Here is a 20,947-nt window from a genome sequence, read left to right as displayed (position 1 = left end):
TAACATCGCCATCGAAGTTTGCGTTCGGTGCAAAGCTGAATGTGCCGTTACCGTTGTCAGTAAAGATACCGTCAGCGCCTGTGTAAGTAACGCTATCAATCGCCACTTCGCCTTCAATATCCGAAGAGTTCGCCAACAGTTGCTCTGCACTGATGGTGATAACTTCATCTTCGTTGACTGAGTAACTGGTTGAGCCTGCGATTGGCGGATCGTTAACCTCAAGTACGGTGATTCCCGCGGTGGTCGCTTCTGTTGCCCCTTCTTCATCGGTAACAACAACCGCTAAACTCACATCACCATTGAAGTTCTCGTTTGGAGAGAAAGTGTAAGTACCGTCACCGTTGTCTTCGAACACACCGTCACTGCCAGTGTAAGTCACGCTATCAATCGCAACCTCACCTTCAATATCTGAAGAGTTGGCTAATAGCTGTTCGTTACTGATCGTGATTGAGTTGTCTTCATGCACAGTGTAAGACGTGCTGCCCGCCACTGGTGGATCGTTCTCAGGCGTCACGCTCACATCAATGTTGGCATCAACCGTATCTGTACCATCAGAGACTGTGAAGCCAATATTCACATCACCATTGAAGTTCTCATTTGGAGCGAAGCTGTATGTACCGTCACCATTGTCAGTAAACACACCTTCTGCGCCTGTGTAAGACACATCAACGATGGATAGGTCATCTCCATCAATGTCCGCAGCGCCAGCAAGTAGATCTGCATCCGTGAAGGTTAGTGAGCCGTCTTCTTCAATGGTGTAACTCACATCATCAGCAGTCGGTAGGTCGTTAACAGGGTTAACCGTCAAGTCACCCGTTGCTTGAATGGTGTCAGTGCCATCAGTGATATCGAACTGCATGTCGATATCGCCGTTGAAGTTCGCATCTGGCGTGATGGTGAATGAACCATCTTCATTCGCTTCAACCGTCGCATTACCATCAACAGTCAGATTCGAGGCTGTTAGGTCATCTCCTTCAACATCACTTGAGCCCGCTAGAAGCTGCTCTTGGCTGATGGTAATCGAACCATCTTCGTTCACCGTGTACGCTTGCTCACCTTGAACCGGAGCATCGTTCACCGCAATCACGTCAATGCCTGCAGATGTTTCTGCCGTTGCACCGTCGTCATCGATAACAGTTACATCTAGGCTGATGTCGCCATTAAAGTTCTCGTTCGGTGCGAACGTGACTGAGCCATCTTCGTTCTGAGTTAGGATGCCATCGGTACCCGAGTAGCTCACGCTATCGAGTGACACTTCACCATCCACGTCTGAGCTATTCGCAATCAACTGCTCTGGGCTTAGCGTGATGGTGCCATCTTCGTTCATTTGGTAAGACGTTGAACCTGCCACTGGTGCATCGTTCACATCTGTGACTGTCACATCGATATTGGCATCTACTGTGTCTGTACCATCAGAGACTGTGAAGCCAATATTCACATCACCATTGAAGTTCTCATTTGGAGCGAAGCTGTATGTACCGTCACCATTGTCAGTAAACACACCTTCTGCGCCTGTGTAAGACACATCAGCGATGGATAAGTCATCACCATCAATGTCGGTCGCACCTGTCAGCAAGTCTTCATCAGTGAAGTTCAAGGTGCCGTCTTCGCCAATGCTGAACGTTTGATCTTGTGGTTGTGGAAGGTCATTAACTGGGTTAACGGTTAGGTCAGCCGTCGCAACCAGCGTATCTGTACCGTCGCTAATGTCGAACGTTAGGTCAATGTCACCATTGAAGTTCGCATCTGGCGTAATGGTAAAGCTGCCGTCATCGTTAGCAACAACCGTCGCATTACCATCAACAGTCAGATTCGAGGCTGTTAGGTCATCCCCTTCAACATCACTTGAGCCCGCTAGAAGCTGCTCTTGGCTGATGGTAATCGAGCCATCTTCATTGACTGTATACGCCTGCTCGCCTTGAACCGGAGCATCGTTCACAGGCAGAACATCTATGCTTGCGTTGGTCGCTACGGTTGCGCCTTCTTCATCAGTAATGACAACATCAAGGCTTACATCGCCATCAAAGTTAGCGTTAGGTGCGAAGCTGAATGTTCCGTCACCATTGTCGGTAAAGATACCGTCTGAACCTGTGTAGTTAACGCTATCAATCGCCACTTCACCTTCGATATCAGAAGCGTTCGCCAACAGTTGCTCTGAACTGATGGTGATAACTTCGTCCTCGTTGACTGAGTAGCTGGTTGACCCTGCGATTGGCGGATCGTTCACCTCTAGTACGGTGATTCCCGCTGTGGTCGCTTCAGTTGCGCCCTCTTCATCGGTAACGACAACATCAAGGCTAACTTCGCCGTTGAAGTTTTCGTTTGGTGAGAAGGTGTAAGTACCGTCACCGTTGTCTTCAAAGACACCGTCAGCGCCAGTGTAAGTCACACTATCAACGGCCACATCACCTTCAATGTCTGAAGAATTAACAAGTAACTGTTCGTCACTGATGGTAATGGAGTTGTCTTCATGAACAGTGTAAGACGTGCTACCTGCAACTGGTGGATCGTTCTCTGGTGTCACGCTGACATCAATGTTGGCTTGAACCGTATCCGTGCCATCTGACACATCAAAACTGAAGTTCACATCACCATTGAAGTTTTCGTTTGGCGCAAAGCTGTAGCTTCCGTCGCCATTATCAGTAAGAACACCGTCCGCACCTGTGTAAGTAACGCCTTCAACCGATAGGTCATCTCCATCAATGTCGGTCGCACCTGTCAGCAAGTCTTCATCAGTGAAGTTCAAGGTGCCGTCTTCGCCAATGCTGAACGTTTGATCTTGTGGTTGTGGAAGGTCATTAACTGGGTTAACGGTTAGGTCAGCCGTCGCAACCAGCGTATCTGTACCGTCGCTAATGTCGAACGTTAGGTCAATGTCGCCATTGAAGTTCGCATCTGGCGTAATGGTATAGCTACCATCATCGTTAGCAACAACTGTCGCGTCTCCATCAACCATTAAGTTAGAAGCAGTAAGGTCGTCTCCGTCTACATCGCTAGCTTGAGAAAGAAGTTGATCTTGGCTCAAGGTAATAGAACCGTCTTCCTCTACGCTGTATGCCAAGTCTCCTGATACTGGAACATCATTGATTGGTAAGACATCAACCGTAATATGAGTATCAACTTGAGCGCCGTCTTCATCTTGAATGGTCACATCCAACTGTACTTGGCCGTTGAAGTTTTCATTCGGTGCAAAGCTACATGTGCCGTCACCATTGATTGAGAAGATTCCGTCTGGGCCGTCGTAGTTGATCTCAACAAGTTGTACGTCACCTTCAATATCAGAGGCGTTCAGCAGAACTTGAGACTCATTAAAGGTCAGTACCGAGTCTTCATCGATAGTGTAAGACGTTGGGCCAGCAACTGGCGGATCGTTCACTTCTAGAACCGTAATGCCCGCAGTCGTCGATACGGCTGCATCGTCTTCATCCACAACAACAACGTCTAGGCTAACTTCGCCATTAAAGTTTTCGTTTGGAGAGAAGGTGTATGTGCCGTTACCGTTGATTTCTAGAACACCGTCACTGCCACTATAGGTAACACTATCAATCGCTACTTCCCCTTCAATATCTGAAGAGTTCGCTAGCAATTGTTCGTTACTGATCGTAATGGAGTTGTCTTCATGAACGGTGTAAGACGTGCTACCCGCAACCGGTGGATCATTCTCTGGTGTCACGCTCACATCAATGTTAGCGGTTACCGTATCGGTACCATCTGATACATTGAACGAGAAGTTCACATCGCCATTGAAGTTTTCATTTGGTGCGAAGCTGTATGTGCCGTCGCCATTATCGCTAAGAACACCATCTGCACCTGTGTAGAGCACGTTTTCAATCGACAGTTCATCACCATCAATATCCGACGCGCCGGCAAGCAGGTCAGCATCGGTGAAGAGTAACGTACCGTCTTCTTCAATCGTGAACTGTTGATCTTGCGCTTGTGGCAAGTCATTAACCGGATTCACGGTAATGTCTAGGCCAACTTGAACTGAACCACCATCGTTATCGATGATATCGAAGTTCAGGTCTAGGTCACCGTTGTAGTCGGCGTTAGGCGTAATGGTGTAGCTGCCATCATCATTGTGTTGGATGGTCGCATTTTCATCAGTAGATAGATTGATAGCTTCTAAGTTGTCGCTATCGATATCACCTGCTCGTGCTAGCAATTGCTCTTGGCTTAGCGTGATGGAGCTATCTTCATTGATGGTGTAAGCCAAATCGCCCGATACTGGCGCATCATTGATTGGCAATACATCAACGTTAATGTGTGTTTCAACCGTTGCGCCATCTTCATCTTGAATGGTCACACCCAGTTGAACCTGACCATTGAAGTTTTCGTTGGGCGCAAAGCTGCATGTACCATCACCATTTACAGTGAAGATACCGTCAGAGCCATCGTAGTTAATGCCAACAAGTTCTACATCGCCTTCGATATCCGAAGCATTCACAAGAATCTGAGATTCACTGAACGTCAGAACCGAATCTTCGTCAATGGTGTATGACGTTGGACCCGCAACCGGTGGATCGTTCACTTCAAGAACGGTAATACCTGCTGTGGTTTCATCAATTGCACCCTCTTCATCTGCAACAATCACATCAAGGCTAATATCACCGCTGAAGTTTTCGTTAGGAAGGAAGGTATAGCTGCCATCGCCGTTATCTTGGAACACACCATCAGTGCCACTGTAAGTCACAGTATCAACCGACACGGCACCTTCAATATCCGAAGAGTTAGCTAACAACTGTTCATCAGAAATTGTGATGGCGTTGTCTTCATTGACCATGTATGAGGTTGAACCCGCAACTGGCGAATCGTTTTCAGGAGTCACACTCACATCAATGTTAGCGCTGACGGTTTCTGTGCCATCAGACACATCGAAACTGAAGTTCACATCGCCATTGAAGTTTTCATTTGGCGCAAAGGTATAAGTACCATCACCGTGGTCGGTCAGTACGCCATCACCACCTGTGTAGCTAATACCTTCAACGGTTAAGTCGTCGCCATCAATATCGGTGGCACCGGTGAGTAGGTCGGCGTCTGTAAATTGAAGCGTACCGTCTTCTGCGATACTGAATTGTTGGTCTTGAGGAACCGGCAAGTCATTAACTGGGTTAACAGTAAGATCGGCGGTTGCTTGAACCGTGTCAGTACCGTCAGTGATGTTGAATTGAATATCAATGTCACCATTGAAGTTCGCATCAGGTGTGATGGTGAAACTGCCGTCATCGTTAGCTACAACCGTCGCATCACCACCAACTGTTAAGTCGCTTGCGGTTAGATCTTCGCCTTCTACATCGGACGCTTGAGACAGCAGCTGATCTTGGCTTAGTGTGATTGAACCATCTTCATTAACGTTGTAAGCCAAATCACCAGACACTGGCGCATCATTGATTGGTAATACGTCAACATTGATGACGGTTTCCACTTCTGCACCGTCTTCATCACGAATGGTGACATCAAGCTGTACTTGGCCATTAAAGTTCTCATTCGGAGCGAAGCTACAAGTGCCATCACCATTTACTGAGAAGATACCTTCAGGGCCATCGTAGCTAATACCAACAAGCTCAACATCCCCTTCTACATCTGAGGCATTAAGCAACACTTGAGACTCACTGAAGGTCAGGACTGAGTCTTCATCAATGGTGTAAGACGTTGGGCCTGCAACCGGCGGATCGTTCACTTCAAGAACATTGATACCCGCAGTCGTCGCATCGGTCGCACCATCTTCATCAGCAACAACCACATCCAGTGCAATTTCACCGCTGAAGTTCTCATTTGGCGAGAAGGTATAAGTGCCGTTACCATTGATTTCGAGGACACCGTCACTACCAGAGTAAGTCACGCTGTCTATGGATACATCACCTTCAATATCTGAAGATGTTGCCAATAGTTGTGCATCAGAAATGGTAATCGAGTTATCTTCATTTACGGTGTAAGAAGTAGAACCCGCAACTGGAGGATCATTTTCCGGAGTCACGCTAACGTCAATGTTTGCAGACACGGTATCTGTACCGTCTGACACATCGAAGCTAAAGCTCACATCACCATTGAAGTTTTCGTTTGGCGCAAAGCTATATGATCCCTCACCCAAGTCAGTCAGTACGCCATCAGTGCCTTCATAAGTGATGCCCTCAACCGTCAGGTTATCACCTTCAACGTCTGTCGCGCCTGTAAGCAGATCCGCGTCTGTGAACAGTAAAGTACCGTCTTCTGCAATACTGAACTGTTGATCTTGAGGGACAGGCAGGTCATTAACTGGGTTAACGGTTAGATCCGCAGAAGCCTGAACGGTGTTAGTGCCATCTGAGATATCAAAGCTGATATCGATATCGCCATTGAAGTTCTCATCTGGCGTGATGGTAAAACTGCCATCGTCGTTTTGAGTAACTGTCGCATCACCACCAACCGTTAGGCCAGTAGCAGTTAGATCATCGCCTTCGACATCAAATGCTTGAGACAGTAATTGCTCTTGGCTTAAACGAATCGAACCGTCTTCATCGACTGAGTATGCAAGGTCGCCAGACACTGGCGCATCATCAACCGCTGTTACGCTTACATCAATGTTTGCAGCAACCGTGTCTGTACCGTCTGATACATCGAAGCCGAAGTTTACATCACCATTGAAGTTTTCATTCGGAGCAAAGGTATATGTGCCGTTACCGTTATCAGTAAGGATACCGTCGCCACCATCGTAGGTAACGCCTTCAACGGTTAGGTTGTCGCCTTCAATGTCCGTCGCACCGGTTAACAAGTCGGCATCAGTGAAGATAAGTGTGCCGTCTTCTTCAACACTGAACTGTTGATCTTGAGGAACTGGCAAGTCATTGATTGGGTTAACGGTTAAGTCAGCAGAAGCTTGAACCGTGTTGGTGCCATCAGAGATATCGAAACTGATATCTATGTCACCGTTGAAGTTCTCATCTGGCGTAATCGTGAAGCTGCCATCATCATTAGCTACAACCGTTGCATCGCCATCAACTGTTAGGCTGCTGGCTGTCAGGTCATCGCCTTCAACATCTGACGCTTGCGATAGCAGTTGCTCTTGGCTCAAACGAATCGAACCGTCTTCATCGATTGAGTAAGCTAGGTCGCCAGACACTGGCGCATCATCAACCGCTGTTACGCTTACGTCGATGTTCGCTGACACCGTATCGGTACCGTCAGAGACATCGAAGCCGAAGTTTACATCGCCATTGAAGTTTTCATTCGGAGCAAAGGTGTACGTTCCATTACCGTTATCAGTAAGAATACCGTCGCCACCATCGTAGGTCACACCTTCAACCGTTAGGTTGTCACCTTCAATATCGGTGGCGCCTGTTAATAGGTCAGCGTCCGTAAAGATTAACGTGCCGTCTTCTTCAACAGAGAACTGTTGATCTTGAGGAACTGGTAAGTCATTTACTGGATTAACCGTTAGGTCTGCAGAAGCTTGAACCGTGTTAGTACCATCAGAGATATCAAAACTGATATCGATGTCACCGTTGAAGTTCTCATCTGGCGTGATCGTGAAACTACCATCATCGTTAGCTACGACTGTTGCATCACCGCCAACCGAGAGGCCGCTAGCCGTAAGGTCATCGCCTTCCACATCGGATGCTTGCGATAGAAGTTGCTCTTGGCTTAAACGAATCGAACCGTCTTCATCGACTGAGTATGCAAGGTCGCCAGACACTGGCGCATCATCAACCGCTGTTACGCTTACATCAATGTTTGCAGCAACCGTGTCTGTACCGTCTGATACATCGAAGCCGAAGTTTACATCACCATTGAAGTTTTCATTCGGAGCAAAGGTATATGTGCCGTTACCGTTATCAGTAAGGATACCGTCGCCACCATCGTAGGTAACGCCTTCAACGGTTAGGTTGTCGCCTTCAATGTCCGTCGCACCGGTTAACAAGTCGGCATCAGTGAAGATAAGTGTGCCGTCTTCTTCAACACTGAACTGTTGATCTTGAGGAACTGGCAAGTCATTGATTGGGTTAACGGTTAAGTCAGCAAAAGCTTGAACCGTGTTGGTGCCATCAGAGATATCAAAACTGATATCGATGTCACCGTTGAAGTTCTCATCTGGCGTGATCGTGAAACTACCATCATCGTTAGCTACGACTGTTGCATCACCGCCAACCGAGAGGCCGCTAGCCGTAAGGTCATCGCCTTCCACATCGGATGCTTGCGATAGAAGTTGCTCTTGGCTTAAACGAATCGAACCGTCTTCATCAATTGAGTACGCTAGGTCACCTGATACCGGAGCATCATCAACCGCAGTAACACTCACATCGATGTTTGCAGATACCGTATCGGTGCCATCTGATACATCGAAGCCGAAGTTTACATCACCATTGAAGTTTTCATTCGGAGCAAAGGTATATGTGCCGTTACCGTTATCAGTAAGGATACCGTCGCCACCATCGTAGGTCACACCTTCAACCGTTAGGTTGTCACCTTCGATGTCAGTCGCACCAGTTAACAGGTCGGCATCAGTGAAGATTAACGTGCCATCTTCTTCAACGCTGAACTGTTGATCTTGAGGAATTGGCAAGTCATTGATTGGGTTAACGGTTAAGTCAGCAGAAGCTTGAACCGTGTTAGTGCCATCTGAGATATCAAAGCTGATATCGATATCGCCATTGAAGTTCTCATCTGGCGTGATGGTAAAGCTGCCATCGTCGTTTTGAGTAACTGTCGCATCGCCACCAACCGTTAGGCCACTAGCAGTTAGGTCATCGCCTTCTACATCTGATGCTTGAGACAGCAATTGCTCTTGGCTTAGACGAATCGAACCGTCTTCATCGACTGAGTAAGCTAAGTCACCAGATACTGGTGCATCATCAACTGCTGTTACGCTTACATCAATGTTTGCAGCAACCGTGTCTGTACCGTCTGATACATCGAAGCCGAAGTTTACATCACCATTGAAGTTTTCATTCGGAGCAAAGGTATATGTGCCGTTACCGTTATCAGTAAGGATACCGTCGCCACCATCGTAGGTAACGCCTTCAACCGTTAAGTTGTCACCTTCGATGTCCGTTGCACCTGTTAACAGGTCAGCATCTGTGAAGATTAACGTGCCGTCTTCTTCAACGCTGAACTGTTGACCTTGAGGCACTGGCAGGTCGTTAACTGGGTTAACGGTTAGGTCTGCAGAAGCTTGAACCGTGTTTGTGCCATCTGAGATATCGAAGTTGATATCGATGTCACCATTGAAGTTCTCATCTGGCGTAATCGTGAAACTGCCGTCATCGTTGGCTACAACCGTTGCATCACCGCCAACCGTTAGGCCGCTAGCTGTCAGGTCATCGCCTTCCACGTCAGAAGCTTGTGATAAAAGCTGCTCTTGGCTTAGACGAATCGAACCGTCTTCATCGATTGAGTATGCTAGGTCACCCGATACTGGCGCATCATCAACTGCAGTTACGCTTACGTCGATGTTCGCTGATACCGTATCGGTTCCGTCTGATACATCAAAACCGAAGTTTACGTCACCATTGAAGTTCTCGTTTGGCGCAAAGGTGTACGTACCATTACCGTTGTCGGTAAGAATACCGTCACCGCCATCGTAGGTCACACCTTCAACCGTTAGGTTGTCGCCTTCAATGTCCGTTGCACCTGTTAACAGGTCAGCATCTGTGAAGATTAACGTACCGTCTTCTTCCACGCTGAACTGTTGATCTTGAGGCACTGGCAGGTCATTAACTGGGTTAACGGTTAGGTCAGCTGAAGCTTGAACGGTATTGGTGCCATCTGAGATATCGAAGCTGATATCGATGTCACCATTGAAGTTCTCATCTGGCGTGATCGTGAAACTGCCGTCCTCGTTTTGAGTAACGGTTGCATCACCACCAACTGTTAGGCCGCTAGCAGTAAGGTCATCGCCTTCAACATCTGACGCTTGCGATAGCAGTTGCTCTTGGCTCAAACGAATCGAACCGTCTTCATCGATTGAGTAAGCTAGGTCGCCAGACACTGGCGCATCATCAACCGCTGTTACGCTTACGTCGATGTTCGCTGACACCGTATCGGTACCGTCAGAGACATCGAAGCCGAAGTTTACATCGCCATTGAAGTTTTCATTCGGAGCAAAGGTGTACGTTCCATTACCGTTATCAGTAAGAATACCGTCGCCACCATCGTAGGTCACACCTTCAACGGTTAAGTCGTCGCCATCAATATCGGTGGCACCGGTGAGTAGGTCGGCGTCTGTAAATTGAAGCGTACCGTCTTCTGCGATACTGAATTGTTGGTCTTGAGGAACCGGCAAGTCATTAACTGGGTTAACAGTAAGATCGGCGGTTGCTTGAACCGTGTCAGTACCGTCAGTGATGTTGAATTTAATATCAATGTCACCATTGAAGTTCGCATCAGGTGTGATGGTGAAACTGCCGTCATCGTTAGCTACAACCGTCGCATCACCACCAACTGTTAAGTCGCTTGCGGTTAGATCTTCGCCTTCTACATCGGACGCTTGAGACAGCAGCTGATCTTGGCTCAGTGTGATTGAACCATCTTCATTAACGTTGTAAGCCAAATCACCAGACACTGGCGCATCATTGATTGGTAATACGTCAACATTGATGACGGTTTCCACTTCTGCACCGTCTTCATCACGAATGGTGACATCAAGCTGTACTTGGCCATTAAAGTTCTCATTCGGAGCGAAGCTACAAGTGCCATCACCATTTACTGAGAAGATACCTTCAGGGCCATCGTAGCTAATACCAACAAGCTCAACATCCCCTTCTACATCTGAGGCATTAAGCAACACTTGAGACTCACTGAAGGTCAGGACTGAGTCTTCATCAATGGTGTAAGACGTTGGGCCTGCAACCGGCGGATCGTTCACTTCAAGAACATTGATACCCGCAGTCGTCGCATCGGTCGCACCATCTTCATCAGCAACAACCACATCCAGTGCAATTTCACCGCTGAAGTTCTCATTTGGCGAGAAGGTATAAGTGCCGTTACCATTGATTTCGAGGACACCGTCACTACCAGAGTAAGTCACGCTGTCTATGGATACATCACCTTCAATATCTGAAGATGTTGCCAATAGTTGTGCATCAGAAATGGTAATCGAGTTATCTTCATTTACGGTGTAAGAAGTAGAACCCGCAACTGGAGGATCATTTTCCGGAGTCACGCTAACGTCAATGTTTGCAGACACGGTATCTGTACCGTCTGACACATCGAAGCTAAAGCTCACATCACCATTGAAGTTTTCGTTTGGCGCAAAGCTATATGATCCCTCACCCAAGTCAGTCAGTACGCCATCAGTGCCTTCATAAGTGATGCCCTCAACCGTCAGGTTATCACCTTCAACGTCTGTCGCGCCTGTAAGCAGATCCGCGTCTGTGAACAGTAAAGTACCGTCTTCTGCAATACTGAACTGTTGATCTTGAGGCACTGGCAGGTCATTAACTGGGTTAACGGTTAGGTCAGCTGAAGCTTGAACGGTATTGGTGCCATCTGAGATATCGAAGCTGATATCGATGTCACCATTGAAGTTCTCATCTGGCGTGATCGTGAAACTGCCGTCCTCGTTTTGAGTAACGGTTGCATCACCACCAACTGTTAGGCCGCTAGCAGTAAGGTCATCGCCTTCAACATCTGACGCTTGCGATAGCAGTTGCTCTTGGCTCAAACGAATCGAACCGTCTTCATCGACTGAGTAAGCTAAGTCACCAGATACTGGTGCATCATCAACTGCTGTTACGCTTACATCAATGTTTGCAGCAACCGTGTCTGTACCGTCTGATACATCGAAGCCGAAGTTTACATCACCATTGAAGTTTTCATTCGGAGCAAAGGTATATGTGCCGTTACCGTTATCAGTAAGGATACCGTCGCCACCATCGTAGGTAACGCCTTCAACCGTTAAGTTGTCACCTTCGATGTCCGTTGCACCTGTTAACAGGTCAGCATCTGTGAAGATTAACGTGCCGTCTTCTTCAACGCTGAACTGTTGACCTTGAGGCACTGGCAGGTCGTTAACTGGGTTAACGGTTAGGTCTGCAGAAGCTTGAACCGTGTTGGTGCCATCTGAGATATCGAAACTGATATCTATGTCACCGTTGAAGTTCTCATCTGGCGTAATCGTGAAACTGCCGTCATCGTTGGCTACAACCGTTGCATCACCGCCAACCGTTAGGCCGCTGGCTGTCAGGTCATCGCCTTCCACGTCAGAAGCTTGTGATAAAAGCTGCTCTTGGCTTAGACGAATCGAACCGTCTTCATCGATTGAGTATGCTAGGTCACCCGATACTGGCGCATCATCAACTGCAGTTACGCTTACGTCGATGTTCGCTGATACCGTATCGGTTCCGTCTGATACATCAAAACCGAAGTTTACGTCACCATTGAAGTTCTCGTTTGGCGCAAAGGTGTACGTACCATTACCGTTGTCGGTAAGAATACCGTCACCGCCATCGTAGGTCACACCTTCAACCGTTAGGTTGTCGCCTTCAATGTCCGTTGCACCTGTTAACAGGTCAGCATCTGTGAAGATTAACGTACCGTCTTCTTCCACGCTGAACTGTTGATCTTGAGGCACTGGCAGGTCATTAACTGGGTTAACGGTTAGGTCAGCTGAAGCTTGAACGGTATTGGTGCCATCTGAGATATCGAAGCTGATATCGATGTCACCATTGAAGTTCTCATCTGGCGTGATCGTGAAACTGCCGTCCTCGTTTTGAGTAACGGTTGCATCACCACCAACTGTTAGGCCGCTAGCAGTAAGGTCATCGCCTTCAACATCGGATGCTTGCGATAGCAGTTGCTCTTGGCTCAAACGAATCGAACCGTCTTCATCGATTGAGTATGCTAGGTCACCCGATACTGGCGCATCATCAACTGCAGTTACGCTTACGTCGATGTTCGCTGATACCGTATCGGTTCCGTCTGATACATCAAAACCGAAGTTTACGTCACCATTGAAGTTCTCGTTTGGCGCAAAGGTGTACGTACCATTACCGTTATCAGTAAGAATACCGTCACCGCCATCGTAGGTCACACCTTCAACCGTTAGGTTGTCGCCTTCAATGTCCGTTGCACCTGTTAACAGGTCAGCATCTGTGAAGATTAACGTACCGTCTTCTTCCACGCTGAACTGTTGATCTTGAGGCACTGGCAGGTCATTAACTGGGTTAACGGTTAGGTCAGCTGAAGCTTGAACGGTATTGGTGCCATCTGAGATATCGAAGCTGATATCGATGTCACCGTTGAAGTTCTCATCTGGCGTGATCGTGAAACTGCCGTCCTCGTTTTGAGTAACGGTTGCATCACCACCAACTGTTAGGCCGCTAGCAGTAAGGTCATCGCCTTCCACATCTGACGCTTGCGATAGCAGTTGCTCTTGGCTCAAACGAATCGAACCGTCTTCATCGATTGAGTAAGCTAGGTCGCCAGACACTGGCGCATCATCAACCGCTGTTACGCTTACGTCGATGTTCGCTGACACCGTATCGGTACCGTCAGAGACATCGAAGCCGAAGTTTACATCGCCATTGAAGTTTTCATTCGGAGCAAAGGTGTACGTTCCATTACCGTTATCAGTAAGAATACCGTCGCCACCATCGTAGGTCACACCTTCAACCGTTAGGTTGTCACCTTCGATGTCAGTCGCACCAGTTAACAGGTCGGCATCAGTGAAGATTAACGTGCCATCTTCTTCAACGCTGAACTGTTGATCTTGAGGTACTGGTAAGTCATTTACTGGATTAACGGTTAGGTCAGCAGAAGCTTGAACGGTATTGGTGCCATCGGAGATATCAAAGCTGATATCGATGTCGCCATTGAAGTTTTCATCTGGCGTAATGATGAAGCTGCCGTCCTCGTTTTGAGTAACGGTCGCATCGCCGCCAACTGTTAGGCCGCTGGCTGTTAGGTCATCACCTTCCACATCGGATGCTTGAGACAGCAGTTGCTCTTGGCTCAAACGGATAGAACCGTCTTCGTCTACTGAGTAAGCAAGGTCGCCTGATACAGGTGCATCATCAACCGCTGTTACGCTCACGTCGATGTTGGCTGATACGGTGTCGGTGCCATCTGACACATCGAAGCCGAAGTTTACGTCGCCATTGAAGTTTTCATTTGGTGCGAAGGTGTAAGTATCATTACCGTTGTCGGTCAGGATACCGTCGCCACCATCGTAGGTTACACCTTCAACAGTAAGGTTGTCGCCTTCAATATCGGTGGCGCCTGTTAATAGGTCAGCGTCCGTAAAGATTAACGTGCCGTCTTCTTCAACAGAGAACTGTTGATCTTGAGGAACTGGTAAGTCATTTACTGGATTAACCGTTAGGTCTGCAGAAGCTTGAACCGTGTTGGTACCATCAGAGATATCAAAACTGATATCGATGTCACCGTTGAAGTTTTCATCTGGCGTAATGATGAAGCTGCCGTCCTCGTTTTGAGTAACGGTCGCATCGCCGCCAACTGTTAGGCCGCTGGCTGTTAGGTCATCACCTTCCACATCGGATGCTTGAGACAGCAGTTGCTCTTGGCTCAAACGGATAGAACCGTCTTCGTCTACTGAGTAAGCAAGGTCGCCTGATACAGGTGCATCATCAACCGCTGTTACGCTCACGTCGATGTTGGCTGATACGGTGTCGGTGCCATCTGACACATCGAAGCCGAAGTTTACGTCGCCATTGAAGTTTTCATTTGGTGCGAAGGTGTAAGTACCATTACCGTTGTCGGTCAGGATACCGTCGCCACCATCGTAGGTTACACCGTCAACAGTAAGGTTGTCGCCTTCAATATCGGTGGCGCCTGTTAATAGGTCAGCGTCCGTAAAGATTAACGTGCCGTCTTCTTCAACAGAGAACTGTTGATCTTGAGGAACTGGTAAGTCATTTACTGGATTAACCGTTAGGTCTGCAGAAGCTTGAACCGTGTTAGTACCATCAGAGATATCAAAACTGATATCGATGTCACCGTTGAAGTTCTCATCTGGCGTGATCGTGAAACTACCATCATCGTTAGCTACGACTGTTGCATCACCGCCAACCGAGAGGCCGCTAGCCGTAAGGTCATCGCCTTCCACATCGGATGCTTGCGATAGAAGTTGCTCTTGGCTTAAACGAATCGAACCGTCTTCATCGACTGAGTATGCAAGGTCGCCAGACACTGGCGCATCATCAACCGCTGTTACGCTTACATCAATGTTTGCAGCAACCGTGTCTGTACCGTCTGATACATCGAAGCCGAAGTTTACATCACCATTGAAGTTTTCATTCGGAGCAAAGGTGTACGTTCCATTACCGTTATCAGTAAGAATACCGTCGCCACCATCGTAGGTCACACCTTCAACCGTTAGGTTGTCACCTTCGATGTCAGTCGCACCAGTTAACAGGTCGGCATCAGTGAAGATTAACGTGCCATCTTCTTCAACAGAGAACTGTTGATCTTGAGGAACTGGTAAGTCATTTACTGGATTAACCGTTAGGTCTGCAGAAGCTTGAACCGTGTTAGTACCATCAGAGATATCAAAACTGATATCGATGTCACCGTTGAAGTTCTCATCTGGCGTGATCGTGAAACTACCATCATCGTTAGCTACGACTGTTGCATCACCGCCAACCGAGAGGCCGCTAGCCGTAAGGTCATCGCCTTCCACATCGGATGCTTGCGATAGAAGTTGCTCTTGGCTCAAACGGATAGAACCGTCTTCGTCTACTGAGTAAGCAAGGTCGCCTGATACAGGTGCATCATCAACCGCTGTTACGCTCACGTCGATGTTGGCTGATACGGTGTCGGTGCCATCTGACACATCGAAGCCGAAGTTTACGTCGCCATTGAAGTTTTCATTTGGTGCGAAGGTGTAAGTACCATTACCGTTGTCGGTCAGGATACCGTCGCCACCATCGTAGGTTACACCTTCAACAGTAAGGTTGTCGCCTTCAATATCGGTGGCGCCTGTTAATAGGTCAGCGTCCGTAAAGATTAACGTGCCGTCTTCTTCAACAGAGAACTGTTGATCTTGAGGAACTGGTAAGTCATTTACTGGATTAACCGTTAGGTCTGCAGAAGCTTGAACCGTGTTAGTACCATCAGAGATATCAAAACTGATATCGATGTCACCGTTGAAGTTCTCATCTGGCGTGATCGTGAAACTACCATCATCGTTAGCTACGACTGTTGCATCACCGCCAACCGAGAGGCCGCTAGCCGTAAGGTCATCGCCTTCCACATCGGATGCTTGCGATAGAAGTTGCTCTTGGCTTAAGCGAATCGAACCGTCTTCATCAATTGAGTACGCTAGGTCACCTGATACCGGAGCATCATCAACCGCAGTAACACTCACATCGATGTTTGCAGATACCGTATCGGTGCCATCTGATACATCGAAGCCGAAGTTTACATCACCATTGAAGTTTTCATTCGGAGCAAAGGTATATGTGCCGTTACCGTTATCAGTAAGAATACCGTCACCGCCATCGTAGGTCACACCTTCAACAGTTAGGTTGTCGCCTTCAATGTCCGTCGCACCGGTTAACAAGTCGGCATCAGTGAAGATAAGTGTGCCGTCTTCTTCAACACTGAACTGTTGATCTTGAGGAACTGGCAAGTCATTGATTGGGTTAACGGTTAAGTCAGCAGAAGCTTGAACCGTGTTGGTGCCATCAGAGATATCGAAACTGATATCTATGTCACCGTTGAAGTTCTCATCTGGCGTAATCGTGAAGCTGCCATCATCATTAGCTACAACCGTTGCATCGCCATCAACTGTTAGGCTGCTGGCTGTCAGGTCATCGCCTTCAACATCTGACGCTTGCGATAGCAGTTGCTCTTGGCTCAAACGAATCGAACCGTCTTCATCGATTGAGTAAGCTAGGTCGCCAGACACTGGCGCATCATCAACCGCTGTTACGCTTACGTCGATGTTCGCTGACACCGTATCGGTACCGTCAGATACATCGAAGCCGAAGTTTACGTCGCCATTGAAGTTCTCGTTTGGCGCAAAGGTGTACGTACCATTACCGTTATCAGTAAGAATACCGTCACCGCCATCGTAGGTCACACCTTCAACAGTAAGGTTGTCACCTTCGATGTCAGTAGCACCTGTTAATAGGTCGGCATCGCTGAAGATGAGTGTGCCATCTTCTTCAACGCTGAACTGTTGGTCTTGAGGCACTGGCAGGTCGTTTACTGGGTTAACAGTTAAGTCTGCAGAGGCTTGAACTGTGTTGGTGCCATCTGAGATATCGAAGCTGATATCGATGTCACCGTTGAAGTTCTCATCTGGCGTGATCGTGAAGCTTCCGTCATCGTTAGCAACGACCGTTGCATCACCGCCAACTGTAAGACCACTAGCAGTTAGGTCATCGCCTTCTACGTCAGATGCTTGAGAAAGTAGCTGTTCTTGACTTAGGCGAATCGAACCATCTTCATCTACTGAATAAGCTAGGTCGCCAGACACTGGCGCATCATCAACCGCTGTCACGCTCACATCAATATTGGCAGATACTGTATCGGTGCCATCTGATACATCAAAACCAAAGTTTACATCGCCATTGAAGTTCTCGTTTGGTGCGAAGGTGTACGTGCCATTACCGTTATCAGTAAGGATACCGTCGCCGCCATCGTAGGTCACACCTTCAACAGTAAGGTTGTCACCTTCAATGTCGGTAGCACCTGTTAACAGGTCGGCATCAGTGAAGATTAACGTGCCATCTTCTGCAATACTGAACTGTTGATCTTGAGGAACTGGTAAGTCATTTACTGGATTAACCGTTAGGTCTGCAGAAGCTTGAACCGTGTTAGTACCATCAGAGATATCAAAACTGATATCGATGTCACCGTTGAAGTTCTCATCTGGCGTGATCGTGAAACTACCATCATCGTTAGCTACGACTGTTGCATCACCGCCAACCGAGAGGCCGCTAGCCGTAAGGTCATCGCCTTCCACATCGGATGCTTGCGATAGAAGTTGCTCTTGGCTCAAACGGATAGAACCGTCTTCGTCGATTGAGTAAGCTAGGTCGCCAGACACTGGCGCATCATCAACCGCTGTTACGCTTACGTCGATGTTCGCTGACACCGTATCGGTACCGTCAGAGACATCGAAGCCGAAGTTTACATCGCCATTGAAGTTTTCATTTGGTGCGAAGGTGTAAGTACCATTACCGTTGTCGGTCAGGATACCGTCGCCACCATCGTAGGTTACACCTTCAACAGTAAGGTTGTCGCCTTCAATATCGGTGGCGCCTGTTAATAGGTCAGCGTCCGTAAAGATTAACGTGCCGTCTTCTTCAACAGAGAACTGTTGATCTTGAGGAACTGGTAAGTCATTTACTGGATTAACCGTTAGGTCTGCAGAAGCTTGAACCGTGTTAGTACCATCAGAGATATCAAAACTGATATCGATGTCACCGTTGAAGTTCTCATCTGGCGTGATCGTGAAACTACCATCATCGTTAGCTACGACTGTTGCATCACCGCCAACCGAGAGGCCGCTAGCCGTAAGGTCATCGCCTTCCACATCGGATGCTTGCGATAGAAGTTGCTCTTGGCTTAAGCGAATCGAACCGTCTTCATCAATTGAGTACGCTAGGTCGCCAGACACTGGCGCATCATCAACCGCTGTTACGCTTACGTCGATGTTCGCTGACACCGTATCGGTACCGTCAGAGACATCGAAGCCGAAGTTTACATCGCCATTGAAGTTTTCATTCGGAGCAAAGGTGTACGTTCCATTACCGTTATCAGTAAGAATACCGTCGCCACCATCGTAGGTCACACCTTCAACCGTTAGGTTGTCACCTTCGATGTCCGTTGCACCAGTTAACAGGTCGGCATCAGTGAAGATTAACGTGCCATCTTCTGCAATACTGAACTGTTGATCTTGAGGAACTGGTAAGTCATTTACTGGATTAACCGTTAGGTCTGCAGAAGCTTGAACCGTGTTAGTACCATCAGATATATCAAAACTGATATCGATGTCACCGTTGAAGTTCTCATCTGGCGTGATCGTGAAACTACCATCATCGTTAGCTACGACTGTTGCATCACCGCCAACCGAGAGGCCGCTAGCCGTAAGGTCATCGCCTTCCACATCGGATGCTTGCGATAGAAGTTGCTCTTGGCTCAAACGGATAGAACCGTCTTCGTCGATTGAGTAAGCTAGGTCGCCAGACACTGGCGCATCATCAACCGCTGTTACGCTTACGTCGATGTTCGCTGACACCGTATCGGTACCGTCAGATACATCGAAGCCGAAGTTTACGTCGCCATTGAAGTTCTCGTTTGGCGCAAAGGTGTACGTACCATTACCGTTATCAGTAAGAATACCGTCACCGCCATCGTAGGTCACACCTTCAACAGTAAGGTTGTCACCTTCGATGTCAGTAGCACCTGTTAATAGGTCGGCATCGCTGAAGATGAGTGTGCCATCTTCTTCAACGCTGAACTGTTGGTCTTGAGGCACTGGCAGGTCGTTTACTGGGTTAACAGTTAAGTCTGCAGAGGCTTGAACTGTGTTGGTGCCATCTGAGATATCGAAGCTGATATCGATGTCACCGTTGAAGTTCTCATCTGGCGTGATCGTGAAGCTTCCGTCATCGTTAGCAACGACCGTTGCATCACCGCCAACTGTAAGACCACTAGCAGTTAGGTCATCGCCTTCTACGTCAGATGCTTGAGAAAGTAGCTGTTCTTGACTTAGGCGAATCGAACCATCTTCATCTACTGAATAAGCTAGGTCGCCAGACACTGGCGCATCATCAACCGCTGTCACGCTCACATCAATATTGGCAGATACTGTATCGGTGCCATCTGATACATCAAAACCAAAGTTTACATCGCCATTGAAGTTCTCGTTTGGTGCGAAGGTGTACGTGCCATTACCGTTATCAGTAAGGATACCGTCGCCGCCATCGTAGGTCACACCTTCAACAGTAAGGTTGTCACCTTCAATGTCGGTAGCACCTGTTAACAGGTCAGCGTCGGTAAAGACAAGAGTTCCGTCTTCCTCTATTTCAAACGTTTTATCTTCAGGAACCGGCGCGTCATTAATTGGACGTACCGTTAAATCAATTGCGCTGCTAATCGTTTCTTGGCCGTCACTGATGTCGAAAGTAAGGTCAAGTTCACCATTGAAGTCAGCTGAAGGAACTACTGTGAAAGTACCGTCACCATTGTCTTGAACGGTTGCATCAGCACCAACTTGAACGTTAGAGGCAATCAGTTCGTCCCCATCTACATCACTTGCGTATTCGAGTAATTGTTCTTGAGTGAATGTTATGGAGCCATCTTCATCCATGATGTAAGCTAGATCTTGCTCTGCTTCTGGCGCATCATTTTCACTTTCTACTTGGATTTTGAACGTTTCGCTTACTGTTTCAGAATCAAAGTCATCCTCTACTTCACTGATGGTCTCTTCATCTGAAGCTTGAACATCAACGGAAAATGTCTCTTCGACTGTCTGTGAATCGAGATCATCACCGACTTGTTGCTCACCCGATTCAGAAGATGTAGAACTCGGCGCTGCAGAGGTACGTGCAGCTTGGCCTTGTTCTTCATTACCTTCAGCGTCTGCTCCACCTGTCGCAGACTCTGCGTTATCGCCACCTACTGCTTGAGCGCCAGCACCCGCTCCGCCACCACTGCCAGCAGCATTGTCCGAGCCAGCTTCAGAAGCGGCCCCACCAACTACATTGGATTGTGCAGCGTCTGAATCTCCATCACTTTCTGGCGTCTCTTCTTGCACAGCCGCACCAGAAGTAGAGGCATCTTCAGCATTACCTGCACCACTCGGATTTTCGTCTAAAGCCTGGTTAACTTCGTCTGCCGCATCCGTATTTTCAGCACCCGTCGCTATTGTCGACGCAATCGTATTTTGTTGATTTTGTTGATTCTGTTGTTGGGAGGGCGTACCCGCGTCGTTCGTGTCCGTTTGTTCTACCGCGTCATTTAGATCTTCATTTTGGTTGTTTTGGTTATTTTCGCCTGCCAT

General features: G+C 47.9%; 1 protein-coding gene (only partly in view). It reads right to left on the bottom strand.

Annotated features, from left to right (window positions below):
• Positions 1-20,947: the 5' portion of a tandem-95 repeat protein gene (locus tag AC3CH3_RS21950; RefSeq protein ID WP_488538435.1), read on the bottom strand. It extends 7,025 nt beyond the left edge of the window; 20,947 of the gene's 27,972 nt are visible here — the first part of the coding sequence; it begins with the start codon at positions 20,945-20,947; the stop codon falls past the left edge of the window.

Source organism: Vibrio sp. QJM3NY_35, assembly GCF_057785915.1.
This window is presented reverse-complemented; position numbering and strand designations above follow the sequence as displayed.